Raw genomic sequence first — 16,665 nt, forward strand, 5'->3', positions numbered from 1 at the left:
GACAGGGAAATTAATTATGATCCGCCGCAGTATTTCATTGGCATTGTTGCTGGCTATTACACCAGTAACGTTACTTTCTCACAGTGCGATAGCGGCCAGCGATGCCGCTCGAAAAATCATTAAGAGTGCTGAAGCGGCAAAAGGCTTTATTAATCTGTTTTATGACGCCAAATCTGCAGAGTTGTACCTGCAAGCGGATAAGCTTAATCAACCCTTTCTATTGATCACAAGCTTACCCCATGGCGTCGGTTCAAACGATATTGGCTTAGACCGTGGCCAGCTAGGCCAAACTCGGATGGTACAGTTTGAGCAACATGGCCCCTATGTCGTGTTAAAGCAGCTTAATACCCATTTTCGCGCCTCCAGTGATAACGTTGCCGAACGTCAAGCCGTAACACAAGCTTTTGCCGAGTCGATTTTATGGCGGGGTAAATTAGTGCAAGGTAAAACGGCGATAGTCGCAATTAATGACTTAGTGATCGATGATTTACATGGGGTGTCTGATGTATTAGCGGCAACCAAACAAGGTGAGTACAGCTTAGACAGCAGCCGCTCAGTGATTTTACCCCAAGGGATTAAGTCGTTTGAACGTAATGCCGATATTGATGTTAATTTAACCTTTAAGGCCAACAAAGCGGGCAAACAAGTGGCGCAAGTTACTCCAGACGGTAAATTGTTATCGGTGCGGGTGCGTTATTCATTTGTGCAACTCCCTGATGTTGGCTACCAGCCCCGCCGTTATCATCCCATGAGCGGTTATTGGTCCGATCAATATCTTGACTATTCAACCGCCATCGATCAACCGCTGACGCAACGTTATTTGCTGCGTCACAGATTAGAAAAAGTGACCCCAGGAGACGCGCCCAGTAAGGTGGTGACCCCTATTGTGTATTACCTCGACCCAGGTGTTCCAGAGCCTATTCGAAGTGCATTACTCGAGGGTGCCCGCTGGTGGGAAACGGCCTTTACAAATGCCGGTTTTATTGATGGCTTCAAGGTTGAATTACTCCCCGAAGGCGCAGACCCTCAAGATATGCGCTATAACATGATCCAATGGGTGCACCGTGCCACGAGAGGCTGGTCATATGGCGCCGTTGTTACCGATCCTCGTACCGGTGAGATCATTAAAGGTAATGTCACGCTCGGCAGCTTAAGAGTTCGTCAAGACCATCTCATTGCGCGCGGGCTTACCGCAGGCTGGCCAGATCGACACGCCGCGGATAATGCGGCAATGGCATTATCACTTGCGCGTATTCGTCAGCTAGCTGCCCATGAAGTTGGCCATACATTAGGCCTTGATCATAATTTTGCCGCATCAACAAACGATAATGCCTCTGTGATGGATTATCCGCACCCCTATGTGAGTATTCAAGGCGATAAAATAGATATCTCAGCGCCATACAGGGAAGGGATTGGCGAGTGGGACAAATACACCATAGCCTATGGTTATGGTGACCCTTCACAGGCTGATGCGTTGTTAACCTCGACCTTGAGTAAAGGTTTTCGGTATATTGGCGAAGCAGATTCCCGCAGCGCAAACGCCAGCAATGCATATGCCAGCTTATGGGATCGTGGTAACGATGCTGTCGCGGAGCTACTGCGGTTAGAGGCGGTGCGCCGTAAAGTCATTGACGATTTTAATTCAGATGCTTTATTAGCGGGTGAGCCTCATGGCGAATTAGCGGATGTATTTGTGCCTCTTTACTTGCTCACTCGTTACCAAATAGAAGCCGCCGCAAAGTGGATTGGCGGTGCTGATTACAGCTATCAACAGGTCGGTGCTGGTGTTCGTTGGAATTATATTCGCCCCAAAATGCAACTTGCTGCACTCGATTCATTACTGGCGAGTTTACAAAACTCAAGCTTATTGGTACCCAATAATGTGTTACAAGCATTGGTGCCTAAAGCGGGTAATTATCAAAAAACACGCGAAAGTTTTGGATCAAACTTAGGTGTTATCACCGATCCGGTGGCCATGGCAGAAGTGATGAGTCGCCATATTGTGTCGCAACTATTAACGCCTGAGCGTTTAAATCGAGTCAGTCAGGCCTATATGGGCGATAGTCAGCAGCTGTCGGTGGTTCAATTAATCGATAAGCTTGTTGGCATGAGTTTATACCAAGATTTACCGAGTGGCCAAGGCTTAGCAATACAAATGCGGGTGAATGCGGTGGTTATTGACAGTCTATTAGCGGCTTACCACAATCCTAAAACCGCCCCGGAAGTAAAAGCGCAGTTAGCCGCCAGAGTCGACTATATTGTCAAGCAGCTTAAACGGCGCAGTAATCGTGGTAGTGATTATCAATCGGCGCATTATGATTGGCTGTTCCAAGGTATTACCAAAGGAATGACGGATTCGACCTACCGATTAATTGCCAAGCCTGTGGACATGCCACCAGGTTCGCCAATTTAAGCACTACTAATTTAAGTGCTGTTGATTTAAATGTTGATAATACGCGACCTATAGAGCTCGCGTATTTGTGTGTATCACAGCAATAACCTAGTTTGTGTTTTAAGTGTGTGACACTTTTGTATTGAGCAAAATAGGTTTGTGAGTGATGACTTTAGGATTTTTAGGATAGAAATCATCTGCTTTACGCTCGATATGGCTAAATTGACGGGTATTTTTGTAGGGCAGTTTCATAAACCCCGAAATGCCATGACCTTGAATTTTATTCGCCTGAGCAATAATGCGATCTAAACTAGCTCGGAATGAAGCTTGTTTACGTGGATTTAATAATCGTAAATAACTGTGAATTTTTAAGTGATTAGGTAACGCTTCAAAAATAATACAACCGGTGTGATGGATTTGATTTAACCACCCTAGCTCGGTCATAATTTCTGCTGGTAGTTCCAAGTTTTCTTCCGGATCTTTACCGTCTTCAAAGTACGAGTGAAGGCGAGATTTGTCTTCTAAGGTGGGCACATCGCCGACTTCAAAAGGCATTTGCAGTTCACCGGTTATTTTATATTGATGCTCAGTACTTTTTCGCTCAAGGTGTAAGGTGTCTTTGGCATTAAAGAAGCAAGCTTTAAACACCCCAATTCGTTTAATTCCCCGCGCCATCGTCACCATATTATTAACCGCCAATATTAACGGCGCTTTCGTATCGGGATCGTAGATCGCTAAATTTGAGTCGATATACACGCCAGATTTTTGCCAATGTATCACCAGTCCACCGACAATAGGATATTGTGCCAGACGACCCACTGCGGCAATAAAGCCTTTTTCGGTATCAGCCATGCCCGCCATAAAATTACGATAATATTTATCTAATTGCACATCATCCATTTTGGCAATAGGATCTTGGGTATTGTGCTCTTTTAAAAACGATTTCCGCGAACTGTAACTCACTGTTTCAACTGTTTTTGATCGCGGTTGAGCCCACACCGGAATATCTGGTGTTAACGGAGGGGTTGATAATATCGGTAAATGCATTCTATGGCTGTGGCGCAGACTTTTGAGAAAATAATCACCCGCCAGATTACGGCGTTCAACATCATCACTGAGCATTGCATCAAGTGTTTTTGCCAGCTCGATGGGCAGTCCGATGCTGGTGGCGGGAATGACTTTTTTGCCGAAACGACTAATTTGTCCTGATGCGAGTGCATACAAGGTTGCTGCAGCGCCTTGCTCGTCAAATCGTGGGGTTGATAACGCGCCACTAAGTTGTTCGTCACCAATAAAATACACATCCCCCATGCGCGCATTAGTATGCTGTTGATCGCTTGATAGTAATGACATGACATTGTCATCAACCGCGCGGTTGTGTTCATCTCGCTGAGCAAAGACCGCAGAGCCCCAATCGATTAATGATAATTTGTCGGTTTCAATGTCATAAACTAGGTTAGACGGCTTAATATCGCCATGAACTAACGGTTTACCCTTACGCAGATAATATAAAATATTCGCCAATTGCCTTGCAATACTGACGATCATTATCGGTGGCAAAGCCCCTAATCGCTGGCAAATTTTGTCGAGGTCTTCGCCTTTAGCCCGCTCCATCACTAAAATACCTTGCTTACCGACGCGTTCAAATTTAATCGCTTCGGGTACGTTGGGATGTTTTACTTGGCTAAGCATATAGGCTTCTTCTTCTAGCCTATCTTGGACACTTTGAGGTAAATTTACCCTTGAGAATTTAAACACGTGTGACTGGCCAAACTCATTGATCCCCGCAAAAACAAAACCATAGGCTCCCTTACCAATAAATTCAATGTGCTGGTATCCCAGCTTACTCAACTGTTGCTTACACAGGCGGATCCAAGCCTTATGCTTGCGAGCGTCATTGGCGCTTAGCAGGTAGATAGACTGTTCTTCATTGATATAAAAATGTTGGAGTTGCGGTGTTTGCAAAGTAAACCTCCGTTGACGGTTAGTTTATTAAACCTTGATTAGCCTTACTGCGGCAAGTGCTTCTTATTTAAAACAAGCCATTTTATTCAAACACCAGCGCGGTCTATTTAAATAAAGCCACCTGTTTATCTAAAAACCACCACAGTATTTTCACCAATCAGCGCTTTTTATTTATAAATGGCAGCTTCCTAGCTAAAAAAAACCGATAAGTAAACCTTGACCTATATCAAATCAAAATGGATCTACACTCGGTACTATTACAGCAAGAGTTAATTAACGCTTATGGCGAGAGGTTATTATGAATAATATCAATAAAGCTGAGCTTATTCAGCTATTTAAGTTCCCACGGCAGCGAATTTTACAATCAATGGAAGTGACCCACTGCCCCCATGCGGTGTTTTTTAATGATAGTGATGAGCAATGCATTACCTGTCATCAGGGTGAAGAGTGTTTGTGGATTAATCATAATGATGAAATGGTCGCACTTGAGTTGAAGTCGATTGAGCAATTAACGCAGCAATTATTAATAGCGGTTGATTATATTGACTCTAATTTAAGTCCACATCATATGTCGCGCCGAAAGTGTCAATGTGAAAACTGTCGTTGGTTAAAACAAGTGCAAATGACCCTAGGCGGTAAAGCCTAGTCAGCGGAATGCCAAATCATCACTGGAGGTTGCATCCGGTTTTTTTAGTCTTTAAAGTAGCCAGTATCTCATTAGCAACTTGACTGAAGAATAGCATCATGGAACCCAGCTTTTGGCATGAAAAATGGCAATTACAACAAATCGGTTTTCATCAATACCAAGTGAACCCTTTTTTAGTAAAATATTGGCCGCGTATAGGCTTGGCTGAAAATAGTAAGGTATTTGTTCCTTTATGTGGCAAATCGTTGGATATGTTTTATTTGGCCGAGAAACGTCATACGGTGCTGGGGTGTGAATTAAATACCTTAGCCGTTGAACAATTTTTTACAGATAATGATCTTGCTTATCAAGTTACCCATACCGATGATCACGCGGTATTCTCCACAGATCAAGTGACCTTATATCAAGGTGATATTTTTACGTTGCCCACAAGTGTAACAACATCTATTGGTGGTTTTTACGATCGCGCTGCGCTGATTGCGTGGCCAGAAGCAATGCGTCAACAGTATGTTAAAGCACTCGCTGCGCTTATTCCTGCCAATGTCAGTGGATTACTCATTACCCTTGATTACCCACAAGAGAGCCTAAAAGGGCCACCATTTGCAGTCAGTCCAAGTTGGGTTGAAACCTATTTAAGGCCTTATTTCAATATTGAATTACTGGAGTGCGTGGACGTGTTGGCCGATAATCCGAGGTTTGTTAATAAACAGGTTCCTTGGCTTAATGAAGCTGTGTATAAATTGACTCGAAAGCCATAACATCGACCTAAAAAAACCTACCGATAAGCTCTGTAGGTTTTAATATAACGCTGATGAGCGTTTTAAGCAGCGTCTAGTGAGATTATCTAAGGATTATTTGGGGCCGTAAATCGACTTCACCGTCAGCATAAATAGCAGCAATATCATCTTGCTGGCAAATGACAGCCACAGGTCCTCTGGGCATATGACGCACAAATAATAATCGGTAGCCATAGCGATGTAAGTCGTAAAGTGCGAGTTTTTGATCCGCGGTGGTTAAATCCCAATGCTCGTCGTGATTCAGTACATCCTTGTTACGTCGATCATTTATTTGATATGCAACTTGAGTCATAATCCTTTCACCTAAGTCTTTTAAATTGTTTATTAATTGTTGACTGTATTACTATAACGATAAAACTTTTGAATGATAGTTTTTTGAACAGTTTTAGTATAAAAACTCCGAGTTATGTTAAGGCGAGCTCACATTCACATCAATATGGATATTCAGATGCTTAATTACATTGAACCAGTATTTCGCCCACCTTCAGAGGGGAAGTCATTAATTTTACAGGTCACCAATGGTTGCAGCTGGAATCAGTGTAGTTTTTGCGACATGTATACCCAACCTCAAAAACAGTTTCGAGCACAAAAGCTCGATAGAATTGAACTGGATATACTTACGGCAGCCGCATCTGGTTATCCATTTAGTCGGGTCTTTTTTGCTGACGGTGATGCGATGACGTTACCGTTTAATCGTTTAAAAGCCATTTGCGAACTCATTAATACTCATCTACCTCGAGTGACCCGGATTAGCAGCTATTGTTTACCGCGAAACCTTAATAATAAAACGGTCGAGCAATTATCCGAATTACGGGAAATGGGCTTATCCATTTTGTATATTGGCTGTGAAAGTGGTGATGACGAAGTGCTAAAACGAATTAATAAAGGCGAAACGTTTGCCTCATCCATAGCTGCGCTGCAGAAAATTAACCAAGCAGGCATCAAATCATCAGTAATGATTTTAATGGGCTTAGGTGGGGTGCAATTATCTCGTCAACACGCGATTGCATCGGCTGAATTAATGAATGCTGCTCAACCCGACTATTTATCGACACTGGTGGTGACATTACCGCTGGGAACAGAGCGAATGGATGAGGTATTTGATGGTCAGTTTGTATTGCCAGATCAAAGCGGTTTACTGTTAGAGATGCACACCTTATTAAGTCACCTTAAGCTGGATAAAACGATTTTTCGTTCTGATCACGCCTCGAACTACCTAGTGCTTAAAGGTATTTTAGGTAAAGATAAGTCTGCATTAGTCGCCCAAATCGAGCAGGCATTACACGGAATTATCCCGTTGCGACAAGAATGGCAACGGGGCTTGTAGCGGCGTTTACAATAATATTAGCCAGTTTAATCGAATAGGTGAATTAACTGGCCAGTGTTTTTCCGCTTAGTGACAGCCTTGGCTATTGCTCGTCTTCAAAAATATTTTCAATGGGTAACTTAAACAATCGCGCTGCTTTAAAGGCTAATGGCAAACTAGGAGCAAACTTACCTGTTTCGATTGCATTTGTCATAGCCGGTTGCACACCTGTAAGTGAACCATTAAGTTCACTTACAGGTAAAAGTTTGACGAGCAATCACACTTCTTACGGCACTATTTTTGTATAGTGCCAAGGGCTTTAATGAGTCTCAGGACCCTGTAACAGTTTGTTTGTTGCAGTCGCTAATCATCTTCGAATATCTTGTTGATATGCATTGAAGGGCCTGTGAGTATCATCGCAGGATATTCAGTAACACCTTATAGTGTATCGATTCACTAAATAAAGCAGGACAGTGCTCCCCATGAAAACTAAAATTATATTAGACACAGATCCCGGTATTGATGATGTATTTGCTATTTTGTTTGCCCAAGCACATCCAGATATTGAACTTAAGGCCATCACCACGGTTTATGGTAATGCAACCATCGAAAACGCGACCCGTAACGCGCTATATATTAAGCAGAAATATCAATTACAAGCCGATGTCGTTACTGGTGCGAGTCAGCCCATTATTCGACCTCCGGTAGGTCCAACTGTGGTGGTTCATGGTGAAGGTGGTTTGGGAGATGTAAAAGTACCTGAAAATATTGAGGGCCAAGCAGACCCTCGTCCTGCCTATCAATACATTATCGATACCATTAAGGCAGAACCAGGAGAAATTACCTTGGTGGCCATCGGTCCGTTAACTAACCTTGCACTAGCACTTCAAGCCGATCCCAGCATTGTTGATTTAGTTAAAGAGGTCGTTATTATGGGCGGCGCCTTTGGTGAGAATAATCACCACGGTAATGTGACTCCGTTTGCCGAAGCAAATATTCATGATGATCCCCATGCTGCGGATATCGTGATCACTGCCTCTTGGCCTGTGGTAGTGATTGGTTTAGATGTGACCGAGCAAAGCTTCTTCACCCGTGAGTATCTTGATCAATTGCGCGATGATGCTGGTGAAGTAGGGCAGTTTATCTGGGACATTAGCCGGTTCTACTTGAGGTTTTATAGTGAAAAAGTGGGTCTAGAGGCTTGCCATGTGCATGATCCATCGGCTATTGCCTATGTGATCAATCCCGAGCTGTTCACCCTAAGAGAAGGACCAATACGGGTCGTTACCGATGGTGTTGCCGAAGGGATGACCATTCAGAAGTTGGATAGCCGTGTTTATCCACACGATGAATGGATGGATAAGGCACCACAAAAGGTCGGTGTCGCGGTCAACAATATCGCATTATTGGAATTATACCGTCGCAGTATTATCGATTATGCAACAAGTTTGAAATAATCCATCTGGCTGATTAACCTATATGAATCGTAACCCGAATTCAGATAATAACGAGGCTGCCTACAGCTGCTAGAGCGACCTTAGGTATGCTAGATTTTAGGAATAGAGCGCCTGCGGCTGCTAGGACGACCTGCGGTCTTCGAGGACGCTACGCTTCTAGATCCTAGGTGCCTAAAACCTAGCACCTAGAAGGGGCGAAGCACCGCCCTCTGGCGAGCTTGCGAGTTCCTAGAACCTATCAGTCGCGAAGCGACGCTCTCTTATCTTCAATCACTGCCTTGTTCCATTATCCTATGGGAGCTCTGAAACGAGCATGTTGAAGTGGCTTTGTTATTTGTGCTGGCCACCAGTGAAGGCCGCTATAGTGGCCTTCACTGTTAGTGCTATAAATCCTAGTGCTATAAATCCTAGTGCGGTAAATACTAGTGCTGTAAATGAATTTCCTTTACTGGGCAAGGGATAGTGATATTGGCTGCTGTTAACGCTTTAATGATGGCTAAATTAGTTTGGTACTTTTGTTCATAGTAGCTTTTTGTTGGCACCCAATAACGCACGCCAACCTCCATGCCAATAGGATTAAACCCATTGATACCGACCAACGGTTTTTTGTCTTTATAAATAGCAGGAGCAGTGGCAAGTACATGGTTAATTAATTGGATCACATGATCGGCATCAGCTTGGTAATCAATATTAAACTTGTTTTCAACCAGTTTGTAAGCGAATGAATTATGTAAAATCTCCCCGACAATATGTTTGTTCGGGATGCTGATCTGCTCACCTTCTTCATTGCTTAAAATGGTTTGGCCCAATTTAATGATTTCTACTACGCCGCTGACATCTTTAATTTCAATCGTATTTCCTACCACAAAAGGGCGGGTGACAATAATGGTAATGCCGGCGGCATAATTAGAAAGCATACCTTGCAATGCCAAGCCCGCACCCAGTGAAGCAGCACCTATCGCAGCCACCATTGGTGTTACGCTAATCCCCAGTTTACCCAAACAGATCACGGCGACCATCACAATAATAATGATTTTGACCAAGTTGGAGGCAAAGTTACTTAGGGTGATATCAATATGATGTTTTTTCAGTTGCGCGGCGACAATATTGGCAGCTTTGTTTGCAACCCAAAGTCCCAATAAGAAAATGATAATCGCCCCAGCGATTTGAAAGCTGTATTCAATAACAAACTCAGTGATGACACTATAAACATTTTGAAGTTGTTGGAGCTCTTGATCTAAACTGGGTTCGTTCATTCTATGTTCCTTATTGAAACGTATTGAGTCGTTATCAACTTGGATGACAACCACTTTTCACACTTAGGGCTAAATCTTAGCCTACAGTTAAGTGTCGTTAAAGTGAAAGTATTTTCTGTCATTTATCGCGCATTTTTTTCGGTAATGTCTATACTTTTCAAGCGGAGAAACAACTCAATAACCTGGGTCATTAAGCGGGTGATGTGTTGAATGTTATTGATATTCCTTCAAGAATAAAAAAGTACACTTTTTGCATAAAAATTCGTTGCGTATTAGTTGAAAATATCGTTTACTGCGCATGTTTACACCGACGCTTAATGACACTTTTACCGCCCAACTAACAGGAGGCACCGGCCTAATGAGCCAATTTCGATCGATTGATGTTGCAGATTATTATGACAAGGACACGTTTGACCGCATTGAGGCATTTGCCAAAGATAAGCCAACGCCATTTGTAGTTATTGACACCCAAATCGTTGCGAAACAATACGATGATATGGTTAACAATTTTCCTTTCGCCACTATTTATTATGCGGTTAAGGCAAATCCGGCCAAAGAGATTTTAACCTTGTTGCGCGATAAAGGCGCAAATTTTGATATCGCATCCATTTACGAGCTTGAAATGGTGACCTCGATTGGCGTTTCGACTGATCGTGTTAGCTACGGCAACACCATTAAAAAACGTGTCGATGTGCGATCTTTCTATCAGCAAGGCGTGCGCATGTTTGCTTCAGATTCTGAAGCCGATTTACGCATGATTGCAGAAGAAGCTCCAGGTTCAAAAGTGTACTTGCGTATTTTAACCGAAGGCACACACACGGCAGATTGGCCTTTGTCACGTAAGTTTGGTTGCCAGAATGAAATGGCTTACGACTTATTGGTATTGGCAAAAGAGTTAGGCTTACAACCCCATGGCATTTCTTTCCATGTAGGTTCGCAACAACGTGATATCGGTGCGTGGGACTCAGCCATCGGCAAAGTGAAAAGCATTTACGACCGTTTAAAAGAAGAACACGGTATCGTGCTAAAGATGATCAATTTAGGCGGTGGTTTTCCTGCAAACTATATTGATAAAACCAATGAGTTAGGTGTTTATGCACAGCAGATTAAGCATTTTTTAGAAGAAGATTTTGGTGATGAATTACCCGAAATTATTCTAGAACCTGGTCGTTCATTGATTTCAAATGCCGGTGTACTCATATCAGAAGTGGTGTTGATTTCACGTAAGTCGCACACGGCATTAGAGCGCTGGGTATTTACTGATGTGGGTAAGTTCTCTGGTTTAATTGAAACCATGGATGAAGCGATTAAGTTTCCAATTTATACTGATCGTAAAGGTGAGTTAGATAAGTGTGTGATTGCAGGGCCAACTTGTGACAGCGCCGATATTATGTATGAGCAGTACAGTTACGGCTTACCCGTTGATCTTGCTATTGGTGATCGCATGTATTGGTTAACTGCGGGTGCTTACACTACAACATATTCAGCAGTATGTTTTAATGGTTTTCCACCACTCAAAGACTATTACCTTTAACTAATGGATTAGTTTGACGACAACATTATTGACAGGCTCAAAGGACGCGCTAGCGTCCTTTATTTCTATTTGTGGCTAAATTTAGCTTTGTTGTTGATGGTGCTTTAAATCTCAACTATCTGTTATTTAAGATGGAATCTGTCAGTTTGCTTCAATTTCCATCAGTTGCCATCAATTTTCTTAGTTTTAACTCGGTTTCTGTATCACTGCTACTGTGTGTCTCTCGTTCAGTAACTTGCTCATCAAATCTCGCAACTTTGCAAACATAAGTGACTTCTTAACGTTAGTTAGAGGATTGCGACCTCATATTGAACCGATCAATAGCATCATTTCAATCTGCATTTACGCCATGCTATTTCAGTAGAAATGAGTTCTAGTTGTGAATCAATACATTTTAAAAAATGAGACCTGTTTGTTGAATCGAATACTGATTAACTTTATGCTCAGTGATTATGCTTACCTTCAGCCTGAAACCATTTTTGTGAGGTTAACTTGATGTAAATCACGTTAATGGTTTTCGTATTAGATAAATAATTTGTTGTTTTTGTCGGCCTTCAACTATGATGAAACCAATGTGTTATTTATGAATTTGGCGGGATTTGGACATATATTAGTAATAATTTAACGAAAGAATATTAACTATTATGAATATATATGTGATCAAGTTAACCTTATCCCCCTAAATACTAGGTTACAGTCTGGGTTATAAGAATTTAATATTCAAAACTGAAAGGGGTTTTCACAATGTCCGATGTATTTCATTTAGGATTAACTAAAAAAATGTTAGATGGTGCTACCTTAGCAATCGTTCCTGGTGATCCAGAACGTGTTAAGCGTATTGCCGAATTAATGGACAACGCAACGTTCTTAGCAAGTCATCGTGAATATACCAGCTATTTAGCTTATATTGATGGCAAAGCTGTGGTTGTTTGTTCAACAGGTATAGGCGGACCATCAACGTCTATTGCGGTTGAAGAATTGGCTCAATTGGGTGTGACAACTTTCTTGCGCGTCGGTACCACGGGTTCTATTCAACCAAATGTGCATGTGGGTGATGTGATTGTGACTCAAGCATCAGTGCGTTTAGATGGTGCTAGTCTGCATTTTGCACCGCTAGAATTCCCTGCAGCAGCTAACTTTGATTGTACTACTGCAATGGTTGCAGCATGTCGTGATGCTGGCGTGGAGCCACACGTAGGTATTACTGCATCTTCTGACACCTTCTATCCTGGCCAAGAGCGTTACGATACTGTGTCTGGTCGTATTACTCAGCGTTTTGTTGGTTCAATGAAAGAATGGCAATCAATGGGTGTGCTGAACTATGAAATGGAATCAGCCACACTATTTACCATGTGTGCGACTCAAGGTTGGCGTGCAGCCTGTGTTGCGGGTGTTATCGTAAACCGCACAGAGCAAGAAATTCCTGATGAAGCGACAATGAAGAAGACCGAAGTTAGTGCAGTGTCTATTGTTGTAGCAGCAGCGAAAAAATTGCTAGCTTAAGTTAACGCTTTTAACCACGCGTTATAACAAGCGATGTGTTAAAACTGTTAGTGTTAAAAAATAACCATTAAAAAAGGTGCCTAGGCACCTTTTTTGTTAGCTTATTTTTATCAATTGTCGCGCTGATTAGAAATGATACTGCGCAATGATTGAGTAGGTATTTTGGTCGATACCCGCAACGCCATATTTACTCTGCCAGTAATCATATTCAAAACCCACTAATAGCTTGTTTTGTTTGTGATCACCAAACAGCGTTTTGCCTAAGTCATATTTTATTTGCGGGTTGATGTGCAGGTTTTCGTCGTAGCCGTTGTTATCGGCAGAAAATACCCAATCAATAAAGCCATCAAAGATAATATTAGCATTACCAATAGGCATGTCTATTCTAAATACCGGAGTGAACTGCCAGCCATCACTGATGTTACCACTGCTTATTGCATCTCGACGGTAAGTGTTCAATTGTAAGTAGCTAAAAAATGGCACGTCAAAGTCTAAACCGATACCATAAAGCATGCTGTTAACTGGGCCTTCACCTTCTTCGTAAGTTAATGCTAAAGAGACATCTTTTATCGCACCAAAGCTAACGGGCTGACCCAATATTTTGCTAGCACTAAAACGAGGTGAAATTTCGCCATAAGTCGTGCTATCAACCCCGTTATTATTACCGTTAAAGTTAATAAAATCTTGAAACATAAACCAATCACCATACTTCCAGCCACCGGCAGTCTCTAGGGTAATGGTTGTTTGTCTTTCTGATGGGGCTAAGTCATAGTTTTCGCCATGCAGGACAGTAGCGCTAGCATCCCACCATTGGACTAAATCGTCAGCAAAAACATTTTGTGAGAGTACGAGTGTGGCTAAAAGGCAGAGTTTTTTCATTTTTCTTCCGGTTAGTTAGCTGGCCAGATACACCAGTTTTGACAGTTTAAGAGTAAGTTTTAGATCGACCGAGGGTAATTTTATGATCTATTATTCCCGATCGTGCACAATGGGGCGCAATATATTCAATATTTTGATAAAGCACAATTAAAACTGGCAAGAATGTGACGATTTCATTGTTTTCATCATCGATATAATCATGTGACAGGTATTCATACTGTTAATTTGATGTTACACATAATGACTATTAGTTTGTGCTGTTATGTTATATCAATCGTATAGTCGTTATAAATAAGGTGTGACTCAGCAGAAATACTGACCTTGTTAGCGGCAGCTCATTTTCGAGGAAAAGGTAAATTGATGAATCGTTTATCACGTTTATATTAGCTGACTTGTTTGACATAATATGTCGCATTAATAAATAAAGCTGTTATAGTCAATCTACAGACATTGTCATTTTATGGGGGAGAATATGGAGATTGCCAATCCAATCGCAGTCTGGCTAGTACTTGGACTGTTATTGATGCTATCAGAAATCATTATTCCGGGTGGCATTGTTATCTTATTAGGTGCGGCATGCGTTATCGTCGCATCAGCACTGGCTGTTGGTATTATCGATGGCTTGGTGCAAAGCATGACACTATGGTTTATGGCCTCGATGGTGCTGTTGCTGAGTTTTCGTCATGTGACTCAACGTTTGGTGGGGGGAGATTCTCATGTGGATAATACCGATGAAGAAGTGGATCTCTACAATCAAGTCGCTATCGTGAAGCAAGACATTGGCCCAGGCCAACAGACAGGTCGAATTAGCTGCTTGGGTTCTGAGTGGACGGCTTTAGGAGATGGTACTGTGATAAAAGAGGGTACCCAAGTAAGGATCATTTGTCGGGAAAATATTGCGTTTGTTGTTGAACCTATCATTGATCCGGTATAGCTATTTATTGTTATCTAAAATGTTAATGTTATAAATTTAGATTATTGTGTCGTGATGACTGTTAAGCGTTATCTAGGAAAGTCAGATTAAAAGGAAGTAGATATGTTTGTGTTAACAATCGTTTTTTTATTCGTAATGTTTATTTTGTTCAAACTCATGTTAATTGTACCAATGCGTGAAGTTCATGTGATTGAGCGTTTAGGTAAGTTTCGTAGCGTGCTCAACCCGGGGTTTCATTTTCTTATTCCTTTTGTCGATCGCGTCGCTTATCGACACGACACACGTGAAGAAGTGCTTGATGTTCCACCCCAAAGTTGTATTTCAAAAGATAATACCCAATTGGAAGTCGACGGTTTAGTCTATCTTAAAGTGATGGACGGGAAGCTGGCTAGCTATGGTATTGAAAACTATCGCCGCGCGGCGGTTAACTTAGCGCAAACAACCATGCGTTCAGAAATTGGTAAGCTGACCTTGTCACAAACGTTTTCAGAACGTGACAGTTTAAACGAATCAATTGTGCGTGAGATTGATAAAGCCTCTGATCCTTGGGGGATCAAAGTATTACGCTATGAGATTAAAAATATCTCACCTTCGCAGAAGGTTATTCACACCCTTGAAAAACAAATGGAAGCAGAGCGTCGAAAGCGTGCAGAGATCACCTTAGCCAATGCTGAAAAAGCGGCAATGATCAATATGTCGCAAGGCGAACGTCAAGAAGCGATTAATTTATCGGAAGGCCAAAAACAGAAGCGCATTAATGAAGCTTTAGGTACAGGTCAAGAAATCTCGATTATTGCTACCGCTAAGGCTGAAGCCATGGAAATGATCTGTAAAGCCTTAACGGTGAATGGCGGTAATGATGCGATGAATATGTTGCTTAAAGAGCAGTTTATTGGCCAAGTCGGTAAGATCCTCTCTGAGGCTCAAGTGTCGGTTGTTCCTGCAGAAATGGCCAAGTTAGAAGGCTTTTTTGAAGGTATGGAGCAAGTGACTCATGCGGTATCAAATTCATCAGCCAAAGGAGCGCGCTAATGTCGATTAACGGAATTGATACTGATCTTATTGTAATGGCAATTTGGGGTGTTATTTTTGCTATTTTTGTGCTGAAATTATTTAAGTCTATCTGTCTTGTACCGACAAAATCGGCTTATATTGTTGAACGTCTAGGGAAATATCACAGTACTTTAGATGCAGGCTTTCATGCACTGATCCCCTTCTTTGATAAAGTGGCTTACATCCACGATTTAAAGGAAGAGACCATTGATGTACCGCCGCAAGAATGTTTCTCCAGTGATGAAGTGAATGTGGAAGTGGACGGGGTCATCTATATTTCGGTTATCGATCCCGTTAAAGCCAGTTATGGGATTACCGATTACCGTTATGCTGCCATTCAGCTAGCTCAAACCACCACACGTTCTGTGATTGGTACCTTAGATTTAGATCGCACTTTTGAAGAGCGTGATGTGATTTCTGCCAAAGTGGTTGAAGTACTCGATGAAGCAGGCTCTATGTGGGGCATTCGAGTGCACCGCTATGAGATTAAAAATATTACCCCACCTGAAACGGTTAAAAATGCCATGGAAATGCAGGTGAATGCCGAGCGTGAACGCCGGGCATTATTAGCCAAAAGTGAAGGTGATAAGCAGAGCAAAATTAATCGCTCAGAAGGTGTTATGGCGGAAACCATTAACCGCTCAGAAGGTGAAATGCAGCGGCGCATTAATGAGGCAGAAGGTAAAGCTCAAGAAATTCTGACCTTAGCCAAAGCAACATCCGAGTCAATAGAACGATTAGCGGTGGTTATTTCATCTGAAGGTGGTCAAAGTGCATTGCGTATGCAACTCGGTGAGCAATATATGAAACAACTTGATGGCTTAAGTAAACCTGATAGCCGTGTTGTGTTACCTGGTAATTTAGTAAATTTTGAGTACTGGATGGAAAGTATTGGTTTAAAAGAAGATAAACCTTAATATTGATATATCGTCAAAGTGGATCG

Annotated in this window: 14 protein-coding genes and 1 pseudogene; 10 read left to right on the forward strand and 5 right to left on the reverse strand. The window is 42.1% G+C overall.

Going from position 1 to position 16,665, the window contains the following annotated elements; genetic code table 11:
* Nucleotides 1–16: 16 nt before the first annotated feature.
* On the forward strand, nt 17–2,413 hold the full coding sequence (locus AAEY93_RS03930) for a zinc-dependent metalloprotease (protein ID WP_124012535.1): 2,397 nt from the start codon (nt 17–19) through the stop codon (nt 2,411–2,413).
* Between the two features lie 99 nt (nt 2,414–2,512).
* Here AAEY93_RS03930 and AAEY93_RS03935 read toward each other — a convergent pair whose 3' ends face one another.
* Nucleotides 2,513–4,357, reverse strand: a complete 1,845-nt coding sequence (locus AAEY93_RS03935; protein ID WP_124012534.1) for a serine/threonine protein kinase — start codon at nt 4,355–4,357, stop codon at nt 2,513–2,515.
* Between the two features lie 298 nt (nt 4,358–4,655).
* Between AAEY93_RS03935 and AAEY93_RS03940 the strand changes: the two genes are divergently transcribed.
* Nucleotides 4,656–5,003, forward strand: coding sequence for a hypothetical protein (locus AAEY93_RS03940; RefSeq protein ID WP_124012533.1), 348 nt, complete (start codon nt 4,656–4,658; stop codon nt 5,001–5,003).
* Between the two features lie 98 nt (nt 5,004–5,101).
* The gene (locus tag AAEY93_RS03945) at nt 5,102–5,761 is read left to right on the forward strand and encodes a thiopurine S-methyltransferase (RefSeq protein ID WP_351075083.1); all 660 of its coding nucleotides are present in this window, start codon (nt 5,102–5,104) and stop codon (nt 5,759–5,761) included.
* An 82-nt stretch (nt 5,762–5,843) separates the two neighbouring features.
* On the opposite strand, the gene AAEY93_RS03950 is transcribed toward AAEY93_RS03945, so the two are convergent.
* Nucleotides 5,844–6,092, reverse strand: a complete 249-nt coding sequence (locus tag AAEY93_RS03950; RefSeq protein ID WP_101034017.1) for a hypothetical protein — start codon at nt 6,090–6,092, stop codon at nt 5,844–5,846.
* Between the two features lie 156 nt (nt 6,093–6,248).
* Here AAEY93_RS03950 and AAEY93_RS03955 point away from each other — a divergent pair, with 156 nt between their 5' ends.
* Nucleotides 6,249–7,127: a radical SAM protein gene (locus AAEY93_RS03955; protein WP_351075085.1), complete on the forward strand. Its 879-nt coding sequence runs from the start codon at nt 6,249–6,251 to the stop codon at nt 7,125–7,127.
* Nucleotides 7,128–7,209: 82 nt separating this feature from the next.
* Here AAEY93_RS03955 and AAEY93_RS03960 read toward each other — a convergent pair.
* Nucleotides 7,210–7,317, reverse strand: a pseudogene (locus AAEY93_RS03960) (helix-turn-helix transcriptional regulator); the annotation flags it as partial.
* A gap of 271 nt (nt 7,318–7,588) precedes the next feature.
* On the opposite strand from AAEY93_RS03960, the gene AAEY93_RS03965 reads away from it, so the two are divergent.
* Complete coding sequence (locus AAEY93_RS03965; RefSeq protein WP_124012517.1) at nt 7,589–8,563, forward strand: nucleoside hydrolase; 975 nt, start codon at nt 7,589–7,591, stop codon at nt 8,561–8,563.
* A gap of 422 nt (nt 8,564–8,985) precedes the next feature.
* Here AAEY93_RS03965 and AAEY93_RS03970 read toward each other — a convergent pair whose 3' ends face one another.
* The gene (locus AAEY93_RS03970) at nt 8,986–9,819 is read right to left on the reverse strand and encodes a mechanosensitive ion channel family protein (protein ID WP_124012516.1); all 834 of its coding nucleotides are present in this window, start codon (nt 9,817–9,819) and stop codon (nt 8,986–8,988) included.
* Nucleotides 9,820–10,177: 358 nt separating this feature from the next.
* Between AAEY93_RS03970 and AAEY93_RS03975 the strand changes: the two genes are divergently transcribed.
* A complete protein-coding gene (locus tag AAEY93_RS03975; protein ID WP_351075087.1) occupies nt 10,178–11,353 on the forward strand; it encodes a type III PLP-dependent enzyme in 1,176 nt (391 codons plus the stop codon).
* 744 nt (nt 11,354–12,097) lie between these two features.
* Nucleotides 12,098–12,856, forward strand: coding sequence for a uridine phosphorylase (udp, locus tag AAEY93_RS03980; protein ID WP_101034022.1), 759 nt, complete (start codon nt 12,098–12,100; stop codon nt 12,854–12,856).
* A 126-nt stretch (nt 12,857–12,982) separates the two neighbouring features.
* On the opposite strand, the gene AAEY93_RS03985 is transcribed toward udp, so the two are convergent.
* The gene (locus AAEY93_RS03985) at nt 12,983–13,735 is read right to left on the reverse strand and encodes an outer membrane protein OmpK (protein ID WP_101034023.1); all 753 of its coding nucleotides are present in this window, start codon (nt 13,733–13,735) and stop codon (nt 12,983–12,985) included.
* 472 nt (nt 13,736–14,207) lie between these two features.
* Here AAEY93_RS03985 and AAEY93_RS03990 point away from each other — a divergent pair, with 472 nt between their 5' ends.
* The 3 genes from AAEY93_RS03990 to AAEY93_RS04000 all read left to right on the forward strand — a co-directional run bounded on the left by AAEY93_RS03990 (nt 14,208) and on the right by AAEY93_RS04000 (nt 16,639).
* Complete coding sequence (locus AAEY93_RS03990; RefSeq protein ID WP_124012514.1) at nt 14,208–14,669, forward strand: NfeD family protein; 462 nt, start codon at nt 14,208–14,210, stop codon at nt 14,667–14,669.
* Between the two features lie 102 nt (nt 14,670–14,771).
* A complete protein-coding gene (locus AAEY93_RS03995; protein ID WP_124012513.1) occupies nt 14,772–15,701 on the forward strand; it encodes an SPFH domain-containing protein in 930 nt (309 codons plus the stop codon).
* On the forward strand, nt 15,701–16,639 hold the full coding sequence (locus AAEY93_RS04000; RefSeq protein WP_124012512.1) for an SPFH domain-containing protein: 939 nt from the start codon (nt 15,701–15,703) through the stop codon (nt 16,637–16,639). The genes AAEY93_RS03995 and AAEY93_RS04000 overlap by 1 nt, the downstream gene beginning before the upstream one ends.
* Nucleotides 16,640–16,665 lie beyond the last annotated feature (26 nt).

Source organism: Shewanella sp. CAL98-MNA-CIBAN-0140, from assembly GCF_040309905.1.
GTDB classification, from domain to species: Bacteria; Pseudomonadota; Gammaproteobacteria; order Enterobacterales; family Shewanellaceae; genus Shewanella; species Shewanella psychromarinicola.

Coding starts and splice junctions, on each gene's coding strand:
- AAEY93_RS03930 (WP_124012535.1), top strand. CDS start 17: ATGATCCGCCGCAGTATTTCATTGGCATTGTTGCTGGCTATTACACCA.
- AAEY93_RS03940 (WP_124012533.1), top strand. CDS start 4,656: ATGAATAATATCAATAAAGCTGAGCTTATTCAGCTATTTAAGTTCCCA.
- AAEY93_RS03945 (WP_351075083.1), top strand. CDS start 5,102: ATGGAACCCAGCTTTTGGCATGAAAAATGGCAATTACAACAAATCGGT.
- AAEY93_RS03950 (WP_101034017.1), bottom strand. CDS start 6,092: ATGACTCAAGTTGCATATCAAATAAATGATCGACGTAACAAGGATGTA.
- AAEY93_RS03955 (WP_351075085.1), top strand. CDS start 6,249: ATGCTTAATTACATTGAACCAGTATTTCGCCCACCTTCAGAGGGGAAG.
- AAEY93_RS03965 (WP_124012517.1), top strand. CDS start 7,589: ATGAAAACTAAAATTATATTAGACACAGATCCCGGTATTGATGATGTA.
- AAEY93_RS03970 (WP_124012516.1), bottom strand. CDS start 9,819: ATGAACGAACCCAGTTTAGATCAAGAGCTCCAACAACTTCAAAATGTT.
- AAEY93_RS03975 (WP_351075087.1), top strand. CDS start 10,178: ATGAGCCAATTTCGATCGATTGATGTTGCAGATTATTATGACAAGGAC.
- udp (WP_101034022.1), top strand. CDS start 12,098: ATGTCCGATGTATTTCATTTAGGATTAACTAAAAAAATGTTAGATGGT.
- AAEY93_RS03985 (WP_101034023.1), bottom strand. CDS start 13,735: ATGAAAAAACTCTGCCTTTTAGCCACACTCGTACTCTCACAAAATGTT.
- AAEY93_RS03990 (WP_124012514.1), top strand. CDS start 14,208: ATGGAGATTGCCAATCCAATCGCAGTCTGGCTAGTACTTGGACTGTTA.
- AAEY93_RS03995 (WP_124012513.1), top strand. CDS start 14,772: ATGTTTGTGTTAACAATCGTTTTTTTATTCGTAATGTTTATTTTGTTC.
- AAEY93_RS04000 (WP_124012512.1), top strand. CDS start 15,701: ATGTCGATTAACGGAATTGATACTGATCTTATTGTAATGGCAATTTGG.